This window comes from uncultured Anaerobiospirillum sp. (assembly GCF_902485895.1).
Lineage (GTDB): Bacteria > Pseudomonadota > Gammaproteobacteria > Enterobacterales > Succinivibrionaceae > Anaerobiospirillum > Anaerobiospirillum succiniciproducens.
The window spans coordinates 16,304-40,483 of sequence record NZ_CABTML010000071.1; the positions used below are offsets into that span (position 1 = coordinate 16,304).

General features: G+C 42.9%; 14 protein-coding genes. 12 read left to right on the forward strand and 2 right to left on the reverse strand.

The window, feature by feature from the left end; genetic code table 11:
- Positions 1–539: 539 nt before the first annotated feature.
- The 7 genes from RDO37_RS05970 to pyrF all read left to right on the forward strand — a co-directional run bounded on the left by RDO37_RS05970 (position 540) and on the right by pyrF (position 13,918).
- Entirely contained in the window at positions 540–1,319 is a 780-nt protein-coding gene (locus RDO37_RS05970) for a response regulator (protein ID WP_308498437.1), read from the forward strand.
- Positions 1,320–2,507: 1,188 nt separating this feature from the next.
- Complete coding sequence (locus tag RDO37_RS05975; RefSeq protein ID WP_308498438.1) at positions 2,508–4,601, forward strand: fructose-1,6-bisphosphatase; 2,094 nt, start codon at positions 2,508–2,510, stop codon at positions 4,599–4,601.
- Positions 4,602–6,628: 2,027 nt separating this feature from the next.
- The gene (pflB, locus tag RDO37_RS05980; protein WP_308498439.1) at positions 6,629–8,875 is read left to right on the forward strand and encodes a formate C-acetyltransferase; all 2,247 of its coding nucleotides are present in this window, start codon (positions 6,629–6,631) and stop codon (positions 8,873–8,875) included.
- Positions 8,876–9,601: 726 nt separating this feature from the next.
- The gene (gene pflA / locus RDO37_RS05985) at positions 9,602–10,366 is read left to right on the forward strand and encodes a pyruvate formate-lyase-activating protein (RefSeq protein ID WP_027939425.1); all 765 of its coding nucleotides are present in this window, start codon (positions 9,602–9,604) and stop codon (positions 10,364–10,366) included.
- A 358-nt stretch (positions 10,367–10,724) separates the two neighbouring features.
- The gene (locus RDO37_RS05990; RefSeq protein ID WP_281710198.1) at positions 10,725–11,078 is read left to right on the forward strand and encodes a LapA family protein; all 354 of its coding nucleotides are present in this window, start codon (positions 10,725–10,727) and stop codon (positions 11,076–11,078) included.
- Positions 11,079–11,431: 353 nt separating this feature from the next.
- On the forward strand, positions 11,432–12,553 hold the full coding sequence (locus tag RDO37_RS05995) for a hypothetical protein (RefSeq protein ID WP_027939423.1): 1,122 nt from the start codon (positions 11,432–11,434) through the stop codon (positions 12,551–12,553).
- A 624-nt stretch (positions 12,554–13,177) separates the two neighbouring features.
- Complete coding sequence (pyrF, locus tag RDO37_RS06000) at positions 13,178–13,918, forward strand: orotidine-5'-phosphate decarboxylase (RefSeq protein ID WP_044121526.1); 741 nt, start codon at positions 13,178–13,180, stop codon at positions 13,916–13,918.
- 245 nt (positions 13,919–14,163) lie between these two features.
- Here pyrF and RDO37_RS06005 read toward each other — a convergent pair whose 3' ends face one another.
- Positions 14,164–15,351, reverse strand: a complete 1,188-nt coding sequence (locus tag RDO37_RS06005; protein WP_308498440.1) for an H-NS family nucleoid-associated regulatory protein — start codon at positions 15,349–15,351, stop codon at positions 14,164–14,166.
- Between the two features lie 442 nt (positions 15,352–15,793).
- On the opposite strand from RDO37_RS06005, the gene RDO37_RS06010 reads away from it, so the two are divergent.
- The 5 genes from RDO37_RS06010 to nfsA all read left to right on the forward strand — a co-directional run bounded on the left by RDO37_RS06010 (position 15,794) and on the right by nfsA (position 22,328).
- Entirely contained in the window at positions 15,794–16,249 is a 456-nt protein-coding gene (locus tag RDO37_RS06010) for a histidine phosphatase family protein (RefSeq protein WP_027939421.1), read from the forward strand.
- A 1,655-nt stretch (positions 16,250–17,904) separates the two neighbouring features.
- Complete coding sequence (locus RDO37_RS06015; RefSeq protein WP_052338920.1) at positions 17,905–18,135, forward strand: DUF1107 family protein; 231 nt, start codon at positions 17,905–17,907, stop codon at positions 18,133–18,135.
- A 772-nt stretch (positions 18,136–18,907) separates the two neighbouring features.
- Positions 18,908–19,822 (forward strand): 50S ribosomal protein L3 N(5)-glutamine methyltransferase, encoded by a 915-nt coding sequence (gene prmB / locus RDO37_RS06020; RefSeq protein WP_044121531.1) that lies wholly within the window; start codon positions 18,908–18,910, stop codon positions 19,820–19,822.
- A gap of 338 nt (positions 19,823–20,160) precedes the next feature.
- Positions 20,161–21,264: a chorismate synthase gene (gene aroC, locus RDO37_RS06025; RefSeq protein ID WP_273323474.1), complete on the forward strand. Its 1,104-nt coding sequence runs from the start codon at positions 20,161–20,163 to the stop codon at positions 21,262–21,264.
- Positions 21,265–21,593: 329 nt separating this feature from the next.
- The gene (nfsA, locus tag RDO37_RS06030) at positions 21,594–22,328 is read left to right on the forward strand and encodes an oxygen-insensitive NADPH nitroreductase (protein ID WP_044121523.1); all 735 of its coding nucleotides are present in this window, start codon (positions 21,594–21,596) and stop codon (positions 22,326–22,328) included.
- Positions 22,329–22,839: 511 nt separating this feature from the next.
- On the opposite strand, the gene RDO37_RS06035 is transcribed toward nfsA, so the two are convergent.
- Complete coding sequence (locus RDO37_RS06035) at positions 22,840–23,607, reverse strand: hypothetical protein (protein ID WP_027939415.1); 768 nt, start codon at positions 23,605–23,607, stop codon at positions 22,840–22,842.
- Between the last annotated feature and the right edge of the window lie 573 nt (positions 23,608–24,180).

Here is a 24,180-nt window from a genome sequence, read left to right on the forward strand (position 1 = left end):
GGTAATAAAGTATGTGAGAGATTTTTTAGCTCTCAAAACCTTTAGATCAAAATATTGTTAGACAAAGATAGCTTTAAGCTTATTGAAAGCTTTATCTAAGCCTAACTATGGATTGGTATATTTTGTTTGAGTCTTGCTAGGCTCGTAGGCTTGTTTTAATACCTTAATTGAGTACTTGGTAGCTTGCGTGTTTTGCTCGTCTCTAGCGATTTATACATGGTTTGATTTTATAACAGTATCTTCAGCATAAGGGGAATACATTCAAACATACTCGTTAGCTTCATAAGTACATGGTTCTCAATTACTGCATGCTAAAAAGTGCTCTTACGTAAAGCTGTTAATTAAGCGGAGCTTATAAGTATTTTCTAAGTCAAGTTGTCAATTTGAGATGTAGATGTAGCGAGCAAAAGTTACGTTCCTGTCATGTTCTATGATGAATTTTCAATCTCTTAAAGTGCAGAGTAATTAAAGAAGAACTTACGAAGGAGTGAAGCGCTTGCAAGCTCATCTTTAAAGTAGCTTAATTGCGCCAATAGTGTATGGCTTCATCGAACGGTATTACTAATACAGCGTCTCTATTTGCTTCTGATGATAATGACAATCAGAAAGCTAAGGGTTCATTGTATTCTGCTAAGCGCAGTACAGTACTACTCATCGACAATGATGAGTTGGTATGTATTAGTTTTCGCCGTAAGCTAGTCAATGAAGGTTACAAGTGCTTTGAGGCTAGCAATACCAAGCAAGCACTTAGAACTGCAGCTTCTACACAGCCTGATGTTATCCTCTTTAACATCGATATCACCGAAGACAACGGTATGGAGATCTTAGCCACCATCCGTGCATACTCTAAGGTTCCAGTAATTGTTCTTTCAAGCAAAGATGATGAAAAAGCAAAGCTAGCCATCCTTGAGGCTGGTGCTGACGATTTTGTAAAGAAGCCTTTTGGCGATCGCGAGCTCATGGCGCGCATTCGCGCATGTTTGAGAAGACGAGTTATTCCTAAAGATCACAGTGATATTACCAATGAGATTGTGCTTGGTAATGTCCACATTGATTTGCATACTGGTGAGCTGTTAAAAAATGGCAACCCTGTCCACTTAACTAAGCTTGAAAAGCGCCTCTTCCACATCCTCTTAAATGAGCGAGGTAAGGTCTTATCTACTAAGTACTTAACTGAGCAGGTATGGGGCCCTAACAGCGATAATGGCAATCACCTGCGTATCGTTATCTATAACCTGCGTCTTAAGCTCGAAGACGAGCCCAAGGCTCCTCAGCTCATCATTACTGAAACTGGTGAAGGCTATCGCCTCAATGGCTAGCATCTCAATGACTGCGGCTAATTGGCAGCAATTCAATGCCTACAGCTAATGGCTAGCAATTCAATGCCTGCGGCTAATGGGTAGCAATTCCATGCATGCAGCTAATAGCTAGCAATTCAATGCCTACAGCTAATAGCTAGCAATTCAATGTCTACAGCTAATAGCTAGCGGCTAAGATTTAGCAGCATAGCCAATAATCTTAGGCTCACGATCGCGTGTGCCATTTAGCTTTCAAAACCATTCAAATCAACAAACACTATCCCAACCAAGTAGTGCATAGCATCCGGCCACTCCTAAGCATTCGTAAGCCTCTGTTGTCTTCGGATGCGCTGCAGTTTGGTTCGAACCTTTTCTTACTGATTCTTGCTTTGTGATCTTTCGTTAAGTCAGAAAGCGGTGATATAGCAATGTGCTTGTTGGGATGCGCAAAGTGATTTACATGCAAATGTGTTTTGACACATGTAAATGTTTCATTGCAGTTACATAAGCGCATCTTATCAACGTAAACGCGCAAAGCCTTATTCGACGTGGACTTACGCATTAATATGTAGCTTTTTGTAAAGATGATAATCTGTATCATATTGTGAAAACGTTTACATTTTGCGCATCGTCGCATTTTCAAAACATAAGGTCTTTTTGCAATATCTCTCTTTGCTAAACTCTAGCGCGTCATCAGCGGACAGCACTTTATGTTACGTCACTTTAGATAGTGACTCCTAGTAATTAAGTTCTTTCCGACGTAGTTGTTAATCGACTACGCACTGGTAAATCTGTAGAGAACAAAACCTATAGCATCTAGTTCAATCTAGCACCACTGAGTGTGAAACAATCTCAACTCTTCTTGTCTTTGCTTCTTCTTTCAGTAGCGTCCACAGGCTATTTCTTTTGCTATCTGGTATGAGCTTTAGTGCACTAGCTATATCTATCTAATTCATTATTTTGTGTGGTTTGGCTTATTAAAGTATGAATTATGTAGATACCTAAAACTAATGGCGCTTATCTATCTTTGCAGAATGGTTTACTGATGATTTAAAACAGGATTTTGGTGTGTGGGCTGTACTCAAGTCACTATAGCTACCACTCGCATTTAGCATTAAAACTAGGTAGATACCTCCTTAATGCTTAAAGCTTTATTGATAACACTGTAGCTACATACATGAGTGTAGAAGTACATGTAAGGAGTTTTAGGTGAGCACTTTTGATTCAGGCTTAGACGTCTTGGGTGAGGCTCAACAATTCGTCGATGATTTATCTCCTGATGGTCACGGCGTTCTTATTGACCAGCATTATTTAGAGCTGCTAGCAGTACAGTATCCAACACGCGTTGACGCATTCTCTGAGATCATCAACTTACAGGCTATCTTAAATCTGCCTAAAGGTACTGAGCACTTCATTAGTGACCTGCATGGTGAGTACGAGGCATTCTGCCACATCATCAATAGCTGCTCAGGCGTTATTCACGATAAGGTTGAAGAGCTCTTTGATATGAGCAAAGAAGAAAAAGCAGCCTTATGCTCCCTTATCTACTACCCACGTGAAGTTCTGCGTTTAAAGCGCTCCCGTAACGAGCTTAACGAGCAGTGGTACCGCGAGACACTCTTAAAGCTTATCAAGCTGTGTAAGTACATGTCTGCAAAGTACACCCGTTCAAAGGTTAGAAAGGCTATTAATCAGAACTACAGCTACATCATCGATGAGCTCTTACACGCCCAGAATGATGAAGAACATAGCCGTTCTATCTACCACAAAGCGATTATTAACACTATCTTACAGACTCGCTCTGCACGCCACTTCTTATACTCATTATGTGCACTGTCAAAGCGTCTTGCTGTTGACCATCTGCACGTAGTTGGTGACGTATACGACCGTGGTCCAAACCCAGATCGCATCATGTCCATGTTAATGGATTACCACAGCATCGACATTCAGTGGGGTAACCACGATATCCTGTGGATGGGTGCAGCTTTAGGCTCTGAGGTCTGTATCGCTACAGTTTTACGTAACAACGTTAACTACTTCAACTATGGCCTGCTTGAGTCTGCATACTCAATCTCTTTACGTAAGCTTGCCGACTTTGCTCAGAAGACTTACTCCTATCCTGTCAAGGAGAGATCAAATGGTGCTGCTTGCTCATTAGTTGGCAACGTCCATGTTGATAATAGCCACTGCGATGGCCGTGGTGCAGATAGCGATGAAGAATATGAGCAGATGGTAAATGCTGTTGAGGACGAAACTCGTGCCAAGATGGTTAAGGCCATTACCGTTATTGCACTGAAGTTACAAGGTCAGCTCATTAAGCGTAATCCTGAGTTCCATATGGAAGATCGTCTCCTTATGGACAAGATGGATCTTAAGAATGGCACTGTGACTATTGAGGGTAAGGTATACGATCTCAACACTACTGAGCTGCCAACAATCAATCCTGATGATCCTTTTGCTTTAAGCCGTGAAGAGGCTTACTTAATGGAGTCCATTAAGGAGTCTTTTGCTAAGTCTAAAGAATTACAGCGTGAGGTTGCATTCCTCTTTAACGTTGGCTCTATGTACAAGTGCTACAACGGTAACTTACTCTTCCATGGCTGCGTACCAATGACTGAGGATGGTAACTTCCGTCCAGTTGATGTTGGTGGTAAGACTCTGCAGGGTAAGGCTTACTTCGATCACTGCGATAAGGTAGCTCGTCGTGCTTTTGCACTGCGCGATCGTAAGAGCTTAGACTTCATGTATTACATGTGGTGTGGCTTTAACAGCCCATTATCTGGCCGTACTATGAAGCCATTTGAGCGTTACTTTATTGATGACAAGACTTCCCACAAGGAGCCAAAAGATCCGTACTACACCCACTATCACAAGGAAGAAGTAGCACGCATGATCTTAGAAGAGTTTGGTCTTGATCCAAACACTGGTCACATCATTAATGGTCACACTCCAATTCGTGTTAACAAGGGTGAAAGCCCAGTACGTGCCAATGGTCGTGTGTTCGTAATCGATGGTGGTCTGTGCAAGGCTTACCATAACACCACTGGTATTGCAGGCTACACTTTGATCTCTACTAGCCGTGGTATTACCTTCAAGGCTCACACTCCATTTGAAAGCTGTGAGAAGGCAGTAGCTGAGAACGTAGACATTAACTCAGATGTAACTTTAGTTGAGAAGTTTGATGAGCGTCGTTTAGTTGCAGATACTGATAATGGCATCAAGATCCGCACTACCATCAAGGAACTTGAGGCTCTGTTACATGCCTACGTAACTGGCACCATTGCTGAAAAACAACAGCACTAAACAAACATACTCACTTACTCAATACTGCTGCAGCTTAGCAGCAGTATCACCAAGCGCTAGAGCTTGATATCAAGCATCCACGATCTCTTAGATGCGGTGAGCGGTGATCTTATAAAACAGCATTCAGAGATCTTTATCGGCTGCATACCTACTGATCTTGGGTCATGATAGCGAGCTAAATGAGCAGCATGAGAGTGCTATTAGAATGCATCTCAAGCATGCTATGGGCTAGCACCTCAAGCGTGCTATCAGAAGGTAGCACAAACATGCTTTTGAAAAGCATCACAAGCTCTGATCTAGGTAGCTTTGATAGCTTTGAGTAAGTTAAGCGATTTTCGGCAAAGTATCGCAGCAGCATCGAATACTTCTGCAACCGTGTTTGCGGCTGTTAGATACTTTGCAACCTAAGTTTAAGCGTCAAGCAATTCTCCAGGCTTGCGCAGATTTTTAGGAGCTCTCGCTTCTATTAATCGCACCTCTTTTAGCTGCGAAATGCAGCTTTACTGATTACAGTGTTATGTAGACCAGCGGGAAGATATCACCGCTGGTTCTTCTTTACATAACAGCGCTCTATCTTCCCCTCTACCGCTACACGCAATAGCGCTCTATCTTCCCCTCTACCGCTACACTCAATAGCTTATATATCGTCATCGATAATGTATGCATTGCAGCTGATATCTGCAGTAGACGCTGCAGTTGCTCTGAGTGCGGTGCTGCATTCCCAAGCTATCCATACATTATTCTCTCTTTGCAAAAGCATTTAACAGTGATTTTTCTCTTGGTCAGCTGCAAGATTCCGCAAGAACTCAACATCTTGTGGCTTAGTAGTCAGTGCCATTGCAGCGCAAAAAAGTATTTAGGCTTATTTATCGAGCTTTTGAGGGCGTTGCTTAGTGTCGTTGCACGGCATGTTGTCACGATCTGGTGGAGGAATTATTTTGGTTGTAGCAATTTGTGGAGTAAATTTTCATACTGTGGCTCTCTTTGAGAGGAAGATTCTGATCGATTGAAGAGGCTATTTTGAGCCAAATTGCTAATGATGTATAAGTAAAACTTATGGAATTTATGTAACAATAGTTAGTTTAGACTAACTTGGATATTTTGCAAAAATTGCTCACTTTTAATCATAAATGAAAGTCAGCTTAACTGTGTAGCAAGATTAATCATCAAAAGCATATATAAGGGAAATATTTGCAAAGTGTGTACTTGTACACTTGTATACATGATGTTTTTAGCGCCATCGGTGTTTGTAATCAAAAATGATAGCTAAGGAGAAATTATTTAATTGGCTTTTGTGTTCAATTTGTTAAGGATGATGGCTATTTGAGGCATCGCATTATGTTGTTTAAAAGTGTAACAAATGCGATAAATATCAGCTTTATGGATAGTGTTAGCTACAAGTAATTATTAAACTTAATTTATTAAAGGAGTTACTTAATTAAAAGATTTCTCAAAGAGGGGGTTTTGAGGGTGAAATGTGCTGATCTTTGATGCTGATAAGTGGTGAAAAATATTTTCACGAAGTGCTTATATCCGCCATTTGTTAGAGGATTGGGCTTGCGGAGTAGGGCTCAAGAATAAGTTTACAAACAGCTAGAAGAGGTCTCTTGTTAAGATCTTGTGATCTTACTGAAAATTATAGTTAAAAGCTGATGTAAATGCGATTTGTGAGGTGTTTTGAGGCTTTTGCACAAGTAACTAAAAAAATGCTTGATTTGCATGTTTTTGATTGTTTTTTGTCAAGTACAGGAGAATAATGAACCCATAGTTTTGATTTGGTTCACAAAATTTTTGACGTTAGTTGAGAGTCTTTAGCAAATTGCTCCAAATGGATGCAAAACCTCAAGCTAAGTGCTTGAGTCTCAACAGTCAGGTTTTCGTGTTTAAAGTTGACCGATACGATGGTGTGAAATTGCACACTACAACTTGCAAGCTACCAAGGTTGCTAGTGTAGGTCGCTAAATTGTCGCAACACTTTGTGAACTGTTAAAAGATCTAAGTTTCTGTACTTCTCACAGGAGATTTTTATGAGAACAGAATGGCGTGGTTTTAAGGGCACTCACTGGGTTGACGAGATTGATGTTCGTGACTTTATCCAGAACAACTACACTCAGTACAACGGCGATGAGTCCTTCTTAGCTCCAGCTACCGATAACACCGATAAGCTCTGGGGCCTGTTACAGGATCTGCAGAAGCAAGAGCGTGCAAAGGGTGGCGTTCTCGATATGGAAACTGAGATCGTTTCAAGCATCAACGCTTACGGTCCTGGCTACATTGGCGAAGGCACCAAGGATCTTGAGAAGGTTGTTGGTTTACAGACTGACAAGCCTTTAAAGCGTGCTTTCATGCCATACGGTGGTATCAAGATGGCCCAGGAGGCTTGCACCACCTACGGTTACACCCCAAATCCAAAGTACGACCAAATCTTCAACGAGTACCGTAAGACCCACAACCAGGGTGTATTCGATGCTTACACTCCAGAGATGCGTGCTGCTCGTAAGAACAAGATCATTACTGGTCTTCCAGATACTTATGGCCGTGGCCGTATCGTTGGTGACTACCGTCGTGTTGCTTTATACGGTATCGACTTCTTAATCGCTAAGAAGAAGGAAGACTTATCTATCTGCGGTTGCGGCATCATGACCGACGACATCATTCGTCAGCGTGAAGAGATCTCCGAGCAGATCCGTGCTTTAGCTGCAATGAAGGAGATGGCTGCTACTTACGGTTACGACATTTCTGGCCCAGCTCAGAATGCTCGTGAGGCCTTCCAGTGGTTATACTTCGGCTACTTAGCTGCTATCAAGACCCAGAACGGCGCTGCTATGTCCGTAGGTCGTATCGCTACCTTCCTGGACATCTACATTGAGCGTGATCTCAACGAGGGTACCTTAACTGAGTCTGAGGCTCAGGAGCTCGTTGACCACATCGTTATGAAGTTCCGTATGGTCAAGTTTGCCCGTATCCCTTCATACAACCAGCTCTTCTCAGGCGATCCAGTATGGGCTACCTTAGAGATGGCAGGCTTAGGCATGGACGGCCGTTCAATGGTTACCAAGAACGACTTCCGCTTCCTGCACACCTTAGAGAACATGGGCCCAGCTCCGGAGCCTAACTTAACTGTTCTGTACTCCAAGAACCTGCCACAGGGCTTCCGCGATTACTCAGCTAAGATCTCTATCCTGACCTCTTCTGTTCAGTACGAGAACGACGACGTAATGCGTCCAATCTGGGGCGATGATTACTCCATCTGCTGCTGCGTATCTGCAACTGAGACCGGTAAGGAAATGCAGTTCTTCGGTGCACGTGCTAACCTCGCTAAGTGCATGCTGTACGCAATCAACGGCGGTGTTGACGAGAAGTCATTAGTTCAGGTTGGTCCTAAGTACCGTCCAATCACCTCCGAGTACCTCGACTTTGATGAGGTTATGGAGCGTTACGATGTCATGATGGATTGGCTTGCAGGCCTGTACGTAAACGTACTGAACCTCATCCACTTCATGCACGACAAGTACTTCTACGAGGCTGCTGAGATGGCCCTCATCGATACCGATGTACGTCGTACCTTTGCAACTGGTATCGCTGGCTTCTCACACGTGGTTGACTCCCTGTGCGCTATCAAGTACGCCAAGGTTAAGTGCATCCGCAACGAGCAGGGCATTGTAGTTGACTACGAGACCACCGGTGACTTCCCACGCTACGGTAACGATGATGACCGTGCTGATGAGATGGCAGTTTGGTTATTAAAGACCTTCTTAAACAAGATCAAGAAGTACCACACTTACCGTAACTCTGAGCCAACCACCTCTATCTTAACCATTACTTCAAACGTGGTTTATGGTAAGGCAACTGGTTCATTACCTGATGGCCGTAAGGCTGGCGAGCCTTTAGCTCCAGGTGCTAACCCATCATACGGTGCTGAGAAGTCTGGCTTATTAGCTTCCTTAAACTCTGTAGCTAAGCTCCCATACGAGTACGCTTTAGACGGTATCTCTAACACCCAGACCATCTCTCCAGATGCTTTAGGTCACGACTTAGGCGAGCGTACCAACAAGCTCGTACAGGTAATGGACGGCTACTTCGAGCAGGGTGCACACCACCTGAACGTTAACGTATTCGGTACTGAGAAGCTCATCGACGCTATGGAGCACCCAGAGAAGCCTGAGTACGCAAACTTCACCATCCGTGTTTCTGGCTACGCTGTTAAGTTCATCGACTTAACTCATGAGCAGCAGTTAGACGTTATTGCACGTACTTGCCATAAGAGCATGTAATTCAACATTATGTTGATTTAGTGCAAGCAAGGCTTAATTTAGCCTAAAAAAAGGCGGCCACTTGGCCGCCTTTTTTATGGCTAGCGCAAAAGCAAAATAAGCCTACTGAATTACTCACAAGACAATGACACGCTCAGTACACGTAGGCCGGCAAGCGGCTAGTAACTAGCAAGCCCAAAGAGCAAGACAGGCATTAGCCTAACCATGCACTTACTTGCTTGATGCAAGTAATGCTAAGATAAGTTTTTCTTGATTTGCCCGTACTTAGGCAGTAGTTATTGATATCTTCATCGCCGAAGCTGGATAACTCCATATCCGATGTTGGTATCACCATAGTCGAAGTTGGATAACTCCATATCCGATGTGGGATAACTTCATCGCCGATGGGTAATAACTCCATATCCGATGATGGATAACACCCTTGCCGCAGTTTTGGTAAATCAAGACGAATTTGCATTACAGCAGTTCTTTAGATCTGGATTTGTTCACGCTACTTATTTCATGCAAACTACTTAAAGTTAGTGCAAAGAGATTTATCAAGGGTCTTTTTGCTTTGCGTGCAATATTATTTCAAGAGGCTAATGTCGCTATGGCATTGGTCCATGTTTTGGCCGTTGGATGCATATATTAGTGTAGTGCACCTTCATGGCTTCATCTATTTATCTGCAGTTAGACATAGTTCAGATAGGTTCTCTTTACTTGTCTTCCACATTTTAAGGTAAGGTTATGACCACAGCACGAGTTCACTCTTTCGAAACCTTTGGTTCCGTAGATGGCCCAGGTATTCGCTTTGTAGTCTTTATGCAAGGCTGCAAGATGCGCTGTCTATACTGTCACAATCCTGATACTTGGAAGATTCATGATGCAGGTGAAGAGTACACTGTAGATCAAATTATCAAGCGTGCCCTGCGTTACAAGACTTACTGGGGTGAGCAAGGTGGCGTTACTGTTTCAGGTGGCGAGCCTTTAGTGCAGATCGAGTTCTTAGTTGAGTTCTTCAAGGCTTTAAAGGCAGAAGGTATTAACACCTGTCTGGATACTTGTGCAGCTCCATTTACTCGTGAAGAGCCTTTCTTCTCTCAGTTTAATGAGCTCATGAAGTATACCGATCTGGTCATGCTCGATATCAAGCATATCGATAACGAAAAGCACGTTGAGCTCACTAAGCTGGAGAACACCAACATCTTAGATTGTGCCCGTTACTTAAGTGAGATTGGCAAGGATGTCTGGATTCGCCATGTTTTAGTTCCTGGCTACACCGATAATGATGTATATCTGCAAAAGACTGCAGACTTCATCAAGGAACTTAAGAACGTTAAGCGTGTTGAAGTACTGCCATACCACAGCTTTGGCTCCTTCAAGTACGAAGAGATGGGCATTCCTTACAAGCTCAAGGATGTTGAGACTCCATCACAGGAGCGTGTGGACAATGCCAAACGCATCTTAGGCGTACAGTCTTATGCTGAGTACGAGGCTTCTTTAAAGAAGTAGGCCAACACTTACCAAATAAGTTGACCAAAGCGCGTTGGCTTTAAATAAGTTGGCAAAGTGCGTTGGCTTTACATAAGTTGGCAAAGCGCGTTGGCTTTAAATAAGTTGACCAAAGCTTGTTAGCTTTAGAGGTGGGCAAGCTAAGTTGTCTTTTTGCTAGACTTTTTTCTCATGGGGTCTACAGCATTGCAATTTTGCAGATAGTTTGGATGTTTCATTGAGCAAAAAGATGCTTAATGTCGCAAAAAGCGTGACTTAAGGCTGCAAGCTTAGTTTCTCAAACTAGGGAATGTAGATTATTTTGCTATAATGCGGCATGCTTTTTTGAGCAAATGGATAACTATAATTGGGTGTCACTATGCTGAAGTTTTGGCTTTACGTCATCGTACTTATTTTGTTCTGCATCTTAGGTTTAACCATCGGTTCTGCTAATGAGTCAATCGTTACTTTCGATTTCCTCTTTGTTAAGGCAGACCTGTCACTGGCAATGGTGATGGTTATTGGCCTGATTGTCGGCATTATTGTTGGTCTGTACATCTCTTTAGTCTTCACCATGAAGATGTGGGCTCGTGCTCATAACGCTAAGAGCGAAGCTAAGAAAGTGAAGAAAGAGGCAGCCAAGGCAATCGACAAGGCTAAGCACGACGCTGAGGCCAATGCTGCAAATGACAAGAAAGCAGCTGATGCTAAGGTAGAAGCACCTGCAAAGTAAGAATTATCTTGTCAGCATAAGCTAAGAAAAGTTACAAGTTTTAAGCTTGAAGCCGTCTCCTGTCGCGCATTTGTTGCAGACAGGTGACGGCTTTTGTCATTTACACAAGCAAGTGATTTTTGATATTACTAAGTATGTTCAGCTGAGCAGAAGATAGATATCTACTTGCAATAAAGCGTAAGAACTTAAATCAGCTGACAATTGGAATTATTATTACTATTGCTTGTACAATGTAATTATCATGGCGTATACCATTGAGTATATGCTGCTTTCTAATTCGCTCTACGAGCTAGGCGTGCATGTTTGAACTACTCTTTTTACTTTTGCCTATAGCTGCAGCATACGGATACTATATGGGCCGCAACTCATATAACGTAAAGCGAGCAGGTGAAAAGACCGAGCAGACTAAGAACTACCTGCGCGGCGTGGACTTCTTTATCAATAATGATAAAGACCAGGCTGTAGATCAGTTCATTGCATACTTAGACTCAGGCAATCCTTCCTTTGAATCTTCTTTAGCTCTTGGTAATCTCTTCAGACAACGTGGTGAGGTAGATAGAGCTATCTCCTTGCATACTTCCCTTGCTAACAATGACAGCGCCGAGCCTTTTGAAAGTGAAATGGCTCAGCTTGAGCTAGCAACTGACTTTATCAGTGCTGGTCTTTTAGACCGTGCTGAGGCTATTTTGCTTGAGTTAGTTGAAATCCCAAGACAGCATAAAAGCTCTGTGCGTATGCTCATTAAGCTGTATGAGCAGGTGCGTGACTTTGAAAAAGCCATTGAGTTAGGTAGCGAGCATAAAGATGTGCTCGGACCATCTGAGCTTAATAGCTTATCTCACTACTACTGTGAACTTGCACTGCAGGATATTGATTCAGGACGAATCAAAGAGGCTACTAAGCGTCTTAACAGTGCTCAAGAGTTCTCTGAGAATGCTATCCGTCCTTTGATCATGCTCTGTGAGATTAAGATTAAAGAGGGTGGACCGGACGTAAGCAGCAAGGTGGTCGAGATTATTGAAAAGATCGCCTCTAAAGATAAAAACTCAGGTATGTTCTGCCTTGAGCTTTTAAGCAAGTGCGGTTTAGAAAAAACAGACCCACTGTACAAGAGCACCTTAGAGTCATTAGCTAAGAAGACTAGTTCAGCAGCTGTTTTAGCAGAGCTTTGCGATGTGGTTTATAAGACTCAAGGCAATGAAGAGGCTCAGAAACTGTACTTAAGCTTCATCAATGAAAGACCAAATATCAAGCTGTTCTCTGCCTATATGGGCTTTAGAACTAATTGTCAGAGCACCCAAGGTGAAAGCGAAACCGTGATGCAGCTTAAGAGCATTATCGACGCTCGTATTGCATCTAACCATAAGTTCTCATGCTCCTCATGTGGCTTTGAATCGAGCATGATGTTCTGGCAATGTCCATCTTGCCGCCGCTTCGATACCATTCGTCCAAAGCACTCACTCGACGGCGACTAAACTTCAAGCCATAGTTAATCTCACCTTCCATCTACTCACGGATGCAGCAGTGGCAGCTGCCGCCATCAAAAAATCAGCTAACCATCTGTTACTTGCTCTTGCTAGCTGCAAAGCCATTAAGCACTTTTGCTACAAAGAATCTAATTACAGATTGCCGCCAATGATTCAATGGATAATCACAAAGTAGCTAATAAAGAATTAGCACAAAGCAGCTTATTAATGATTGCAGTTAATAGATCCAAAGGCTTCATGAGCGCTGAGCGCTATAGATACAAGGCACGAATTTAACAAAATTTTGTCCTTAAGGCTGTAAGTTGTTGTATTATCGAGTGATCCCTCAGCACAAATTCCCATATTTTATGAGCCATCAAGCGTTTTGTGGCGGATTAGTGCTGTGCTTGTGAGCTATTCTTCAGGGACTAGATGATTTTAAAAGCTGTGATAGATTTTTCTTTGCAGCTTGAGTAACAAGGCTATATCAATGCCACATTAAGCTAGCTGTAATAATGAGGCTAGCTTAAAGAACTGCGAGCTATCCAAAAAGAAGGAGCTAAGTGATGGCAAGCTTAACCATGCTTGCGTTATTGCACTTAGATATCCTGCCTGTAAGCTAAGGAATTAAACATGTTTGATCCAAAGGTCATTGTCGCACTCGACTACGATAACGATGCAGCTGCTTTAGATTTCGTATCCAGACTTGATCCAAGCTCCTGCAACCTTAAAGTAGGTAAAGAGCTGTTTACTATTGCAGGCCCTCAGTTCGTATCTAAGTTAGTAGACTTAAACTTCCGTGTCTTCTTAGACTTAAAATTCCACGACATCCCAAACACCACTGCTATGGCCGTACGAGCAGCTGCTAGCTTAGGTGTATGGATGGTAAACGTACATGCCTCTGGTGGTAAAGTCATGATGGAGACAGTACGCAATGAGCTTGATAAGCTTCCAAGCAGTGCCTCTAAGCCAATTGTTATTGGCGTGACTGTACTTACCTCAATGGATCAAGAGCAGCTAAACGGTATTGGTATCGACTGTAGCCCAGAAGAGCAGGTATTACGTTTAGCTACCTTAACTAAAGAGGCTGGCTTAGATGGTGTTGTTTCATCAGCACGTGAAGTTAGCCTGATTAAAGAGAAGTTAGGCTCTAAGTTTATTACTGTAACTCCAGGTATTCGTCCAGCTGGTTCCGATGTAGGCGATCAAAAGCGCATCATGACTCCAGTTGATGCAATTAAGGCTGGCTCTGACTACTTAGTAATTGGCCGTCCAGTAACCCGTGCAACTGATCCTTGCGCTGTGCTCAAGAGCATCAACAAGGAAATCTACCAAGTAATGGCAGAGCGTGATAGCGCAATCACTGGCAAATAAGCTTAGCTCTTAAAGCTCACAAAAAAAAGCCTTGCTATCGTACAGATCGCAAGGCTTTTTTCATTGTAGGCAACACCTTTATAAATAGCACTTTTCTCAAATGCACTTGCCCAACGTCACTTTGGTCAATTGTCGCTATCTCAAAGCAAAAAGCATTAGTGTGCATAAAATGCAGCTTGCCTACAGCAAGGCTATAAGTCTGATGGTGCTTGCATAAAGCAAGGCTGTGAGTCTGATGCGGCTGCCTAGAGTAATGGGCGGTGAGTCTTGTTGGCCTTATCTGCAGCATAGTCTCTACCATGAACGAGATCTTCTGTGCGTTTAAGCAAGGTCATCTTGGCAACTAAGGCAGAGATTTGGCTAATCTCATCGTGGTCAACATCTTTAGCATGGAGAGGAGTATCTTCTTTTGCTAAGAATGCTTCTTTAGGTTTGCCGGTAGCAGCCATAATGGCTTTAAGTCGTTTTGGCTCACGCCCTTGACCAGTCCACTCACAGACTTTGCCATCTAAATCAATAAAGCGATACTTAAATCTGTTTGTGTGGGTAGTACTTTGAACACAGCCAATACGCTGTGCTATGCCTTCAATGAGAGACTGAGGATCAACTAAGGCATAATCATCTTCCTTGCTGTCATTGCGATAGAGTTTGACAAAGGCTTGATGTAAGTACTCTTTGCGTTGGCGCTCTTGCTCTTCATTGATCTTTTCGACCTTGAGCCTTTCAAGCTGCAGCTGTATATCGTCGATATCTTGAGGGCTAAGATCTTTAAACCATGCTCTGAGGTTTCTTAAGCTTTTGAGCGCTGATACACGAATATCGCCAAGGTGTAGCAGCTTTATTGAGTTGTCATGATGCTCATCAGCTCCCTCTTCAATGTCAGCTACATGTCCATTGTTAAATGTCTGATAGCGATAAGATGATTGGTCGCTAACAGCTGCACTATGAGCCTTAACAGAAGATTGGCTACTCGTAGCAGTGCTATGAGTGTTAGCAGTGGTTTGGCTACTCGTAGCAGTGCTATGAGTGTTAGCAGTGGTTTGGCTACTCATATCTGCGCTCTGATTGAGAGCAGATGATTGGCCACTAATGGCAGGTGGTTGATTTAGATGTTGATGGCGATGGGATGCATGTCTTGAAAAGCCGTTGGTAGAGCTAGAAATTGACTCAACCGAGCTGTCCATGAAGCGACTAGAGTTGTCAGCCGTTAGCTGCGTTTGATCTGAGCTAAAGCTGGTGTGATTGCGCCTACCCAAATATGTAGCATCAGATCGAGCATATTGTTCAGTATTATGGTGTTCTTCTTCTAATTGCAGCGTAAAACGTGAGGCTGCATTAGCATGGGAGCGGTCAGATTCGTCAGCAGAGCGAATAGGCCTATGTATAGTGCTATTATCTCTAAGAGCACTTTGAGTTTCATACTTTTTGACCATGGCTCTTTTCCTTGTCTTAACCGCGTTATACACCACTAAAGTGCCAAGTAGCGACAGAATAGCTTAAACCGAATCTTGTCTAAGAGAGTTATCTGTTGCGCCTCTAGCAAATGTTAGCTTTTGAACTTGCCTTAAGCAAGCTTAGCGTCCTGCTATTAAGCCAGCTCAACTGCCAGCCCTTATGCAAGCTCAGCGGCCTGCTATTAAGCAAGCTCAACTGCCAGCCCTTATGCAAGCTCAGCGGCCTGCTATTAAGCAAGCTCAACTGTCTGCCCTTAAGCAAAGCAAACCAAGACTCATTTTACTTAGTACGTCAAATTATATGGCATAGCACTATATCGTGTGCTATAAAGTATGCATAAGCGAAATGAAGAGCAATTAACAGAAAATTAGTGTTTTCTTGTGGGTTCACTAAAGAGAGGCTGCTGTGAAAGTCATAATTATGCGACATGGAGATGCTGTGTTTAGCGGTGGAGATCGAGTGCTCTCTGAGCGTGGTGTTCAAGAGGCTAAGATTACTGGTATGAAGCTAGTTAGCTCCTTACAGATTACTCGCATCTTTAGCTCACCAAAGCAGCGAGCAATGGCTACAGCAGCACAAGTAAAAGATCTCTTAAGAGGCCGATCCATTCCAGAGATTGAGATTATTCCAGAGCTCAGTCCCACAGGTAACACCGACATGGCTGTAGAGTATGTGATGGCCTCCTGCTCTAATGATGATACCGTCTTACTCGTATCTCATATCCCTCAGGTGGTTAATCTCTCTATTGCTTTTGCAGGTTATGGCTTTAACGTGCCTTCATTCTATACAGCTGCAGCATTAGTACTACAGCAAGATGAGTCTGGTAAGTTTGTACCGCAGGATTTCTACACGCCTAGCAAAGAAAACAGCTTCTAACACCAAGCTTTACTTTAGCAACAAGCCATTTGATCGCTAGGCCTTGGGATCTAGCGATCTCACACAACTCTCATTTTCCACATCCTGCTCACCTCCATTCAATTGCTCTGATCTTTACACTTCTCAAGTATTTTGATGTATTAGCGGTAAATCGTCTATGCATCTGAAGGCCATGCCCATCTACTTAAGATGAGTTAAAAGACGTCCTTTAATATCAACGTTCTAGCTCGTTCTCCTTAGCACAAGTATCCCAAGATCACAGGATCGTAGCGTCTTGTGCATAGTTGCGAATGCACGGGATCCTGGTTATCGGACGCTTGCTGCCTAAGATCATGGGATCGTGGCGGTGTTATTTTTAATGCAGGGATCATGGGGCGTGAGATCGTCAGGGGTCTTGCTCGCTTGTTCATAAGCTCTTCAGTATGTGCGGGCGCTTACTTATAAGATCGTGGCTAGAGATCAGGGAGCTCGGAGTAAGTCAGAGGTGCTCGTGGATTTTTGTCTTGGTTTGCCTGCTATTGGCTGGACGGTTGGTGATTTTTTGAGTCAGTTTGTTAAATAGCGAGTGATTCTTTGTTAGGCAAACAAGCCTTCATGGGGTGTTTTTTTAGGGTTAAAAGGCTTATATATCTGGTTTTGTGACTTTACTAATTGAGGCGAAACTTTTTTTATTTTTTACAATTGGCTGATTTGCCTTTGATTTAGCAGGATTAAAGTATGCGCCGTAGTCTAAAGGAGAAGAAACAAGGCAAATGGGGCGGCCAAATTAGTGCTTAAGCCCTGTTATTTGACCCAAAACAAGGCTGATCAAGCGAAACGTTTCACTAATGTTTCGTTTGGAAAATATCAACATTAGCACCCAGTTTGTTAAGAACCTTTATTAATTATCTTGAACAATGGTGAAGTGTTAAGTGAGTAAAAATGCTCACAAAGCCTTATTTAATGCGGTTTTGAAGAGGTGAGACGGTGTGTGTTGCAAGATCTTGCCTTTGCAAAGTCTAAGTTAATTCGTTTTGGCTATGACACAAACGTTTGCTTGCATAGTTTCAACTTGTATACAAGTCTTATCTTTAATAAAGATTGTTTACAAGGGATCGAACCATGAGTCTACTAGGATACAAGTGCTACAGAGAATTACTCCACTAATCGTAGGATGGTGGAGATTTGCTTCAAATGGGTACTTGTATTAGGTGCAAATGCGATAAATATCGAATTTGAAGTGTAGTTTGCTGGCATGTATAAAAATATGTGCCAAGATATCAAAGATCTATTCTTATCTTAAATCACATGTGTAAATACTGCTGTTTATAGATAAGACATTCTGTATCTAGCTTTTTGTGATCCTCTCAACATTGTTGTAAGAATAGTGGTTAAATCTTCAAAATTGAGGCCTTTATACAGGCTTTTAGTGAAGTTTTTATCCATAATGTAAACACAGTCAAGAGGAAGCAAACCGACCGCCTGTACACAAAATGATTGAACTATACAGGTGATTGTTGTAATGCCATCTCTGTGAGCACAAACAGTTTAATCTTTGGTCTATTGTCCAGCGAAAAACACTTTGAATCAGGGGTTCTCATATGCACCTGATTGATGCAAAGAACTTTTGTCTAGTAAAAATGTGAATACACAGACTAAAGCAGAGGATTACAGCTATGATGCGCACTTTTAACAAATACTCCCCACTGATGATTGCTAAGCATGTTTCATCTTTCTTTAAGGGTCGTTTTGTCATTGCCGAGCAAGGTACTTTTATCTTTGATGGCGGCAAGGTTGTCATTGATGACAATTTAAGTGAGCACCAAAAGAAGATTGGTCGTGAAGTTAATGACATTATTTCAGACTTCATTAAGGCCTCTCGTCCAGTAGACCTTCACTACAGCTAAAACAATCAAGACAAACATAAGGTACGGTGTCATCTTGAAGTTGGCTCCGTATATGCTCAAATGGATATAAGGTCAGGCATTAAGTTGCAACCTAAGATCTTAAGCATGTTTGAACAAGTCCATTGAGCGTGTATGGCTCTGACACAAAACAAACAGCCTCTGTAAATCCAATCCATACGATTACTAAGTTCGTAATCATGGATAGGCATGGATTATTCGAGTGGATACTTAATCTAGTGTCGTATGTATGTGCTGCTTGCAGATGATAGTCTTTGTCTTCTGCGAGCAAATATCGTAGCTAATATGAAGCCCTTGAAGATACATATCTTCCGGGGCTTTTTATTTTTGAGCAATTAACAGATGATAAAGCCGACCTCATTGATAAATGCGCCACATATTCATGTCTATGCACTCATGCTAAGAACCATGTGTACAGCACCATCTTTAATCTGCATCCAAGGTTACGAAGCCTGGGCATAGTGTCAGCTTTGTATCGATTTTATGAGATGCACTTGTTGTTGTGATAACATACTGAATCTAGGTGACATGGGGCTAAAAGCTGATAGCATTCAGGCTTGCTAGCAAGCAGTTCTAGCTTCTGCGTGAACAGCACTTCCCTGTGTCTATGTGTATGTTTAATTGAAAGTTTTGTATGACAGACATTGATTTATGTACCAGCGTCGAAGATAACGACGACGTAATTGATCAGACTATCGCCGCACTTGATGAGGAGTTTTACACTCTGCCAAGTGATGAGCAAGTAATTGAGGCTATGTCCGAGGAACTGAGCACTGTTCAAGACGTGGTTCGTTACCTGGTTTCAATGTTTGCGATGCATTCAGTTTATGTAGGTCATGGCACTGGCAACTACTGGGATGAGGCTATTGAGCTCGTTCAGTCAGTCATGTTCTTGCAGCCTCCTTGCGATGAATCAACCTTAAACTCACGTTTAACTCGTCGTGAGCGTATCCATATTGCTAAGATGGCAATTGCGCGTACTAAGTACCGCATCCCAACTCCATACTTAACTCACCGTGCATTCTTTGCAGGTCATCAGTTCTATGTTGACCGTCGCGTTATCATTCCGCGCTCACCAATTGCTGAGCTGATTGAAAATGAGTTCCACCCATATATCACCAAGCGTCCTGAGCGTGTATTAGATATGTGCACTGGCTCTGGCTGTATTGCAATTGCTATTGCACTGCAGTTTGATGGCGAGTGTGAGGTAGATGCTGTAGATATCTCTGCAGATGCCTTAGATGTTGCTCAGCGTAATATCGAAGAGTATGGCCTTGAGTATGTGGTAACCCCAATTCAGTCTGATCTCTTTGACAATCTGCCTGAGGGTGACAAGTACGATCTCATCGTAGCTAACCCACCATATGTAAATGCTGAAGATCTTGAGTCTATGCCAGATGAGTATCAGCGCGAGCCTGAGATCGCTTTAGGCTCTGGTGATGATGGTCTTGATTGCGTACGTAAGATCCTTATTAAGGCTCGTGACTTCTTAACTGATGATGGTGTGCTCATCGTTGAGGTTGGCAATACTGAAGAAAACCTCATGGAGACATATCCAAACGTTCCATTCCGCTTTATCGACTTTAAGCGTGGTGGCAGCGGTGTATTCATGCTCACTGCTGATCAGCTTGAGGTTTGTGCTGAGTACTTCAAAGAGCAAGCCAAATAGTCTTTAAGCGTAAGCCACAAGAGCAGCGATAACTGCAGCTCATAATCTTGAAGCTGCAGCGAGCGTGGCTATCTAAAATGACCGACACATGGGGCCAATATGGTTGGCGCTGTGGTCGGTCTTTTTGTTTTTCAACGCGAGAGTGAGCATCTTTCTCTGTTGCATTGCTGTGTTTGATGTCTTTTTTGTAGTGTCCAAAACGGGGAGAGCTCATGCAAATGAGTGCGATTATCTGCAAAGAGTGCCTTTTGCTGCTATGCCTGATAATATGGAGCATTGCAAAGGTGGCTACCTAAGCCATCTAATGGCTTTATATTGGTTAATGGATACAAGGGACTATGGGTGCTAATACTTTTGGACAGATCTTCACTGTAACTACTTGTGGTGAGTCGCATGGACTTGCCTTAGCTTGTATCATTGATAACTGCCCGCCAGGGGTAGAAATCAATGAACAGATGATTCAGCACGATCTCGATCGTCGTCGTCCAGGTAGCACTCGTTTTGGTACTCCTCGCAATGAGGCTGATGCTGTAAAAATTATCTCAGGTGTCTTTGAGGGCAAGACCACTGGCACACCAATTGGCCTTATCATCGAGAACACTTCACAACGTTCTGGTGACTACTCTGAGATCATGAACTCCTACCGTCCAGGTCATGCCGATTACACTTACTTCATGAAGTACGGTATTCGTGACTATCGTGGTGGCGGCAGATCTTCTGCCCGTGAAACAGCTATGCGTGTAGCTGCAGGTGCGGTAGCCAAAGCTGTATTAAAGAAGCTCTTTAATGTTGAGGTAGAAGGTTGCGTGACTGCAATTGGACCTCACAGTACTACATCTTTTGATGCTCAGGCGGCTTTAAATAATGCCTTCAACTTTGCTACCTCTGATGAGCAAGAGCTTCAAAAGCTTACTGACTACATGGATAAGCTGCGTTTAGAGCAAGACTCATGTGGTGCGGTGATTGAGGTTAGAGCTAAACATGTGCCTGTTGGTACTGGCTCTCCAGTGTTTAGCCGTTTAGATGCAACCTTAGCCCATGCCATGATGTCGATTAATGCAGTCAAGGGTGTAGAAGTAGGCGACGGTTTTGCTATGGCTGCAATGCGTGGCTCCGAGGCTCGTGATGAGATCACTCCTGAGGGATTTAAGTCCAATCACGCTGGCGGTATCTTAGGCGGCATTGCTACTGGTCAGGATATTAAGGTGCGTTTAGCATTCAAGCCAACCTCGTCTATCATGACTCCAGGTGAGTCTATTGATAAGCAAGGTAACTCCATCAGTGGTTTAGTTACCAAAGGTCGCCATGATCCATGTGTAGGTATTCGTGCTGTGCCGATTGCCGAGGCTATGATGGCAATGACTATCTTAGATGCCATTATGCTTGATCGTGCTCAGTGTGCGAGCGTTGATCGTGAGGCTATCTTCCATATCCCAGTCTAAAGATAGGATATGCTGCATAAGTTGCTAGCATCGCAAGCTGCTATCTGCTTGTTAGGCGCAGGTAGTGACATCACACTCTAATTGTTAGGCGCAGATAGTGACATCACACTGTAAGTGTCAACTCATTATGGTGCCTTAGACGAGTAATTACCTAGCAAGATGGGAGCTATATGCTCCCTTTTTTCATATTGAGCCATAGGCGCAATTGTAGGTATTATTATTAGCTAAAAATAGAGATAGTTTATTCATAGCATCGTAACTCAGTGTATCGCTGAGCAGGTGGTGCAAGCTACTCTTGCTATTGTGATAGTTCTTTGAGGAAATTAACCATGGACGCCATTGAGACTATTAAGTCCCATCAGTCAATCCGTAAGTTTACTGATGAGAAGATTTCAGACGAGCAGATGCGCCTCATTGAGGATGCAATTATTCAAACCTCTAGTACTTGCTTTTTCCAATACGTAACCACTATCAAGGTTACTGATAAAGCAAAGCTCGAGCGCATTGCCACTATCTCAGGCGATCAAGACCATATTGCTAAGTGCTCTCACTTCCTCGTTTTCTGCCTGGATATGACCAAGTTACAGCAGGTCACCGATGTTAAACCTCCATACAATTTCCGTATGCTCATTGGCGGTTTTAACGACTGCTCTTTATGCTGTCAGAATGCTTTAACTGCTGCTGAGTCTTTAGGCTTAGGTGGCGTTATTATTGGCGGTTTCAAGGCTGGTATCGCTGAGATTTCAGAGATGCTCAAGCTGCCTTATGGTGTAGTGCCACTCCTTTGCTTATGCTTAGGCGTTCCTGACAAAGAGTATATTGAGGATCAAAAGCCTCGTCTGCCACGCCATTGGCTCATTATGGATGAGGAGTATCGCGATGCTTTCAATACCCCAGAGCTTGAGGCATATGACAAGGAAGTTGATCAGTACTTCCAAAATCGTAAGTACAATCAGCGCTCTGATACCTGGTCAAACTCTGCCAACACTATGATGCAGCGTACTAAGTTACCTGCGACTCCTATCATCGTTTACTTAAAGTCTCAGGGCTTTGAGTTTGAATAAGAGCAATAACAGCTAGATCAACGCTAGCAAATCTAAACTCCAGCTTAAGTACTACTAACAAGCGTCACTTTAGTAGTACCACAATTGCCTCATGGGTTTGTCCAAGGTCTTGGGCTGGGCCATGGGGCTTTTTTGTGTTTAGAGCTCATATAATCGTTTAATAGAATTTGGGCTAGGCTAAGCCTCTATTGGGACTACATTTCTGTTTATGCACATGTATGCCATGACTATGCTCATATGCGTATACGCTTATAAGCGTACTGTAATTAATATAACGTGCGGTAAAGAGCGTGCAGCCCAAAGTGCAATTAACAACAAAGAGAGGTTGCAGCTGCTTAGCTGTCTGCATCATATGTTTTGGCAGCAACTGTAGCTCTAAGCAATGAGAAAGCAGGGGCGGCCTTCTGGAAAGTCGATTAATGAGGATGATACTGTTTGGCAGTTTCGGGTTTGATACAAATGAAAATGCCCTCAAAAGAGGGCATTGTTTGGGCTCAGAGAGTGGCGGTTATTACCACTTCTTCTTGTCTCCGAAAATCTCGTCAAGCTCTGCATCAGTCTCGGACTTCTCGTTGACGCGCTCGACTTCTTCCTTGCTCTTTTCACGAACCTGATTTTCAAGGTCGTGAAGCATATTGGTTAAGACATCAGACTTATCCATGAGCCAGTTATCCTTGATGCCAGAGCGGCGGATAACATCAAGGCCCTTGGTAATCAGGGTACGGCATGAACCAACCTGATGAGCCTCTCTCATGATAGTAACGTTCTGAATTAAAGAAGAGATGTTGATCTTTAAGACTAAGAGCTTAAGACGACGGTCTTCTTTTTGGCAGAGGTTTACGTCAACAGGAGTACCTGAACGTAACTCTGACTGAATAATCTTTCTTAAACGACGAATGGTACGTAACTGTAAAACAGCGATGTTGTCGTTCTCTGGGGTTCTAAAGGCCAGATCCTCACGATAGTTCTTCTGAATATCGTTGATGAGGTTGGTCTGCTCAGCAATGCGGTCTTCGATACCACGTGCGGTAGGGTCACCCTTGAGATGTTTTAAAGCTGTAAGAATACGGTTACGCATAATCAGAACGATAGTCTTTGAGTATGGCAACTGGTTCTGATTGATGAGTAATTCTTCAGTCTCGGTGACGATATTGCGGCAGCGTGTGTAGATAATACGCATGTCTTCTTCGCGCTTGGTCATGTAATCAGAATACATGTTGTAAATGATAAGCATGAACGTAGCAAGCACGATGATAATCACAGCGATCGTTACTAGCATACTGAGAGCCCTTATTACTATTGCTATTAGATGCAAGTGTGGTCTTACAAAAGTAAGTGATGATAGCCCTTACTTTAGCCTAAGCTCAATAGAGTTTATTGTCTTATGCTAAGGCTGTCACATGCCACTTAGTGCATCCTTAATTTATCTAAACTGTATGAGTTGCAAAGTGCATCATCTAGAGGTGGTTCAAACAAAGCATTGGCAATCTTGGGACAAAACGATTTAGAACCAAGAATTAAGCTCTTATCTTGTGTGTAAACCTACACTACTCATACACTTGTCTAATTATGCAACAAAACACTGTAAAAAGCATAAGAGTGCGGATAACTAGTCAGGATTTGCACCATCCTAAAACGCTCTTATGTCGACAGATAGTTATTTTTTCTCTTCCTGAGCGAACTGATGAGACCCATCAGCCATTTTGCACCACGTATTGTAAGGCATTTTGGACTACATAAAGTTGAATAAAGCTTGCAAAACGAGGCGCACGTCGGAAAAAGACGTTGCAATGACTCATATCAGGGCAAAGTGCAATTGGTGTGCCATGCAACTTGGCTCTTACACATAAGA

Bases quoted from the DNA above. Each gene is read 5' to 3' on its own strand.
- RDO37_RS05970 (WP_308498437.1), top strand. From the start codon at position 540: ATGGCTTCATCGAACGGTATTACTAATACAGCGTCTCTATTTGCTTCT.
- pflB (WP_308498439.1), top strand. From the start codon at position 6,629: ATGAGAACAGAATGGCGTGGTTTTAAGGGCACTCACTGGGTTGACGAG.
- pflA (WP_027939425.1), top strand. From the start codon at position 9,602: ATGACCACAGCACGAGTTCACTCTTTCGAAACCTTTGGTTCCGTAGAT.
- RDO37_RS05990 (WP_281710198.1), top strand. From the start codon at position 10,725: ATGCTGAAGTTTTGGCTTTACGTCATCGTACTTATTTTGTTCTGCATC.
- RDO37_RS05995 (WP_027939423.1), top strand. From the start codon at position 11,432: ATGGGCCGCAACTCATATAACGTAAAGCGAGCAGGTGAAAAGACCGAG.
- pyrF (WP_044121526.1), top strand. From the start codon at position 13,178: ATGTTTGATCCAAAGGTCATTGTCGCACTCGACTACGATAACGATGCA.
- RDO37_RS06005 (WP_308498440.1), bottom strand. From the start codon at position 15,351: ATGGTCAAAAAGTATGAAACTCAAAGTGCTCTTAGAGATAATAGCACT.
- RDO37_RS06010 (WP_027939421.1), top strand. From the start codon at position 15,794: ATGCGACATGGAGATGCTGTGTTTAGCGGTGGAGATCGAGTGCTCTCT.
- RDO37_RS06015 (WP_052338920.1), top strand. From the start codon at position 17,905: ATGATGCGCACTTTTAACAAATACTCCCCACTGATGATTGCTAAGCAT.
- prmB (WP_044121531.1), top strand. From the start codon at position 18,908: ATGTCCGAGGAACTGAGCACTGTTCAAGACGTGGTTCGTTACCTGGTT.
- aroC (WP_273323474.1), top strand. From the start codon at position 20,161: ATGGGTGCTAATACTTTTGGACAGATCTTCACTGTAACTACTTGTGGT.
- nfsA (WP_044121523.1), top strand. From the start codon at position 21,594: ATGGACGCCATTGAGACTATTAAGTCCCATCAGTCAATCCGTAAGTTT.
- RDO37_RS06035 (WP_027939415.1), bottom strand. From the start codon at position 23,607: ATGCTAGTAACGATCGCTGTGATTATCATCGTGCTTGCTACGTTCATG.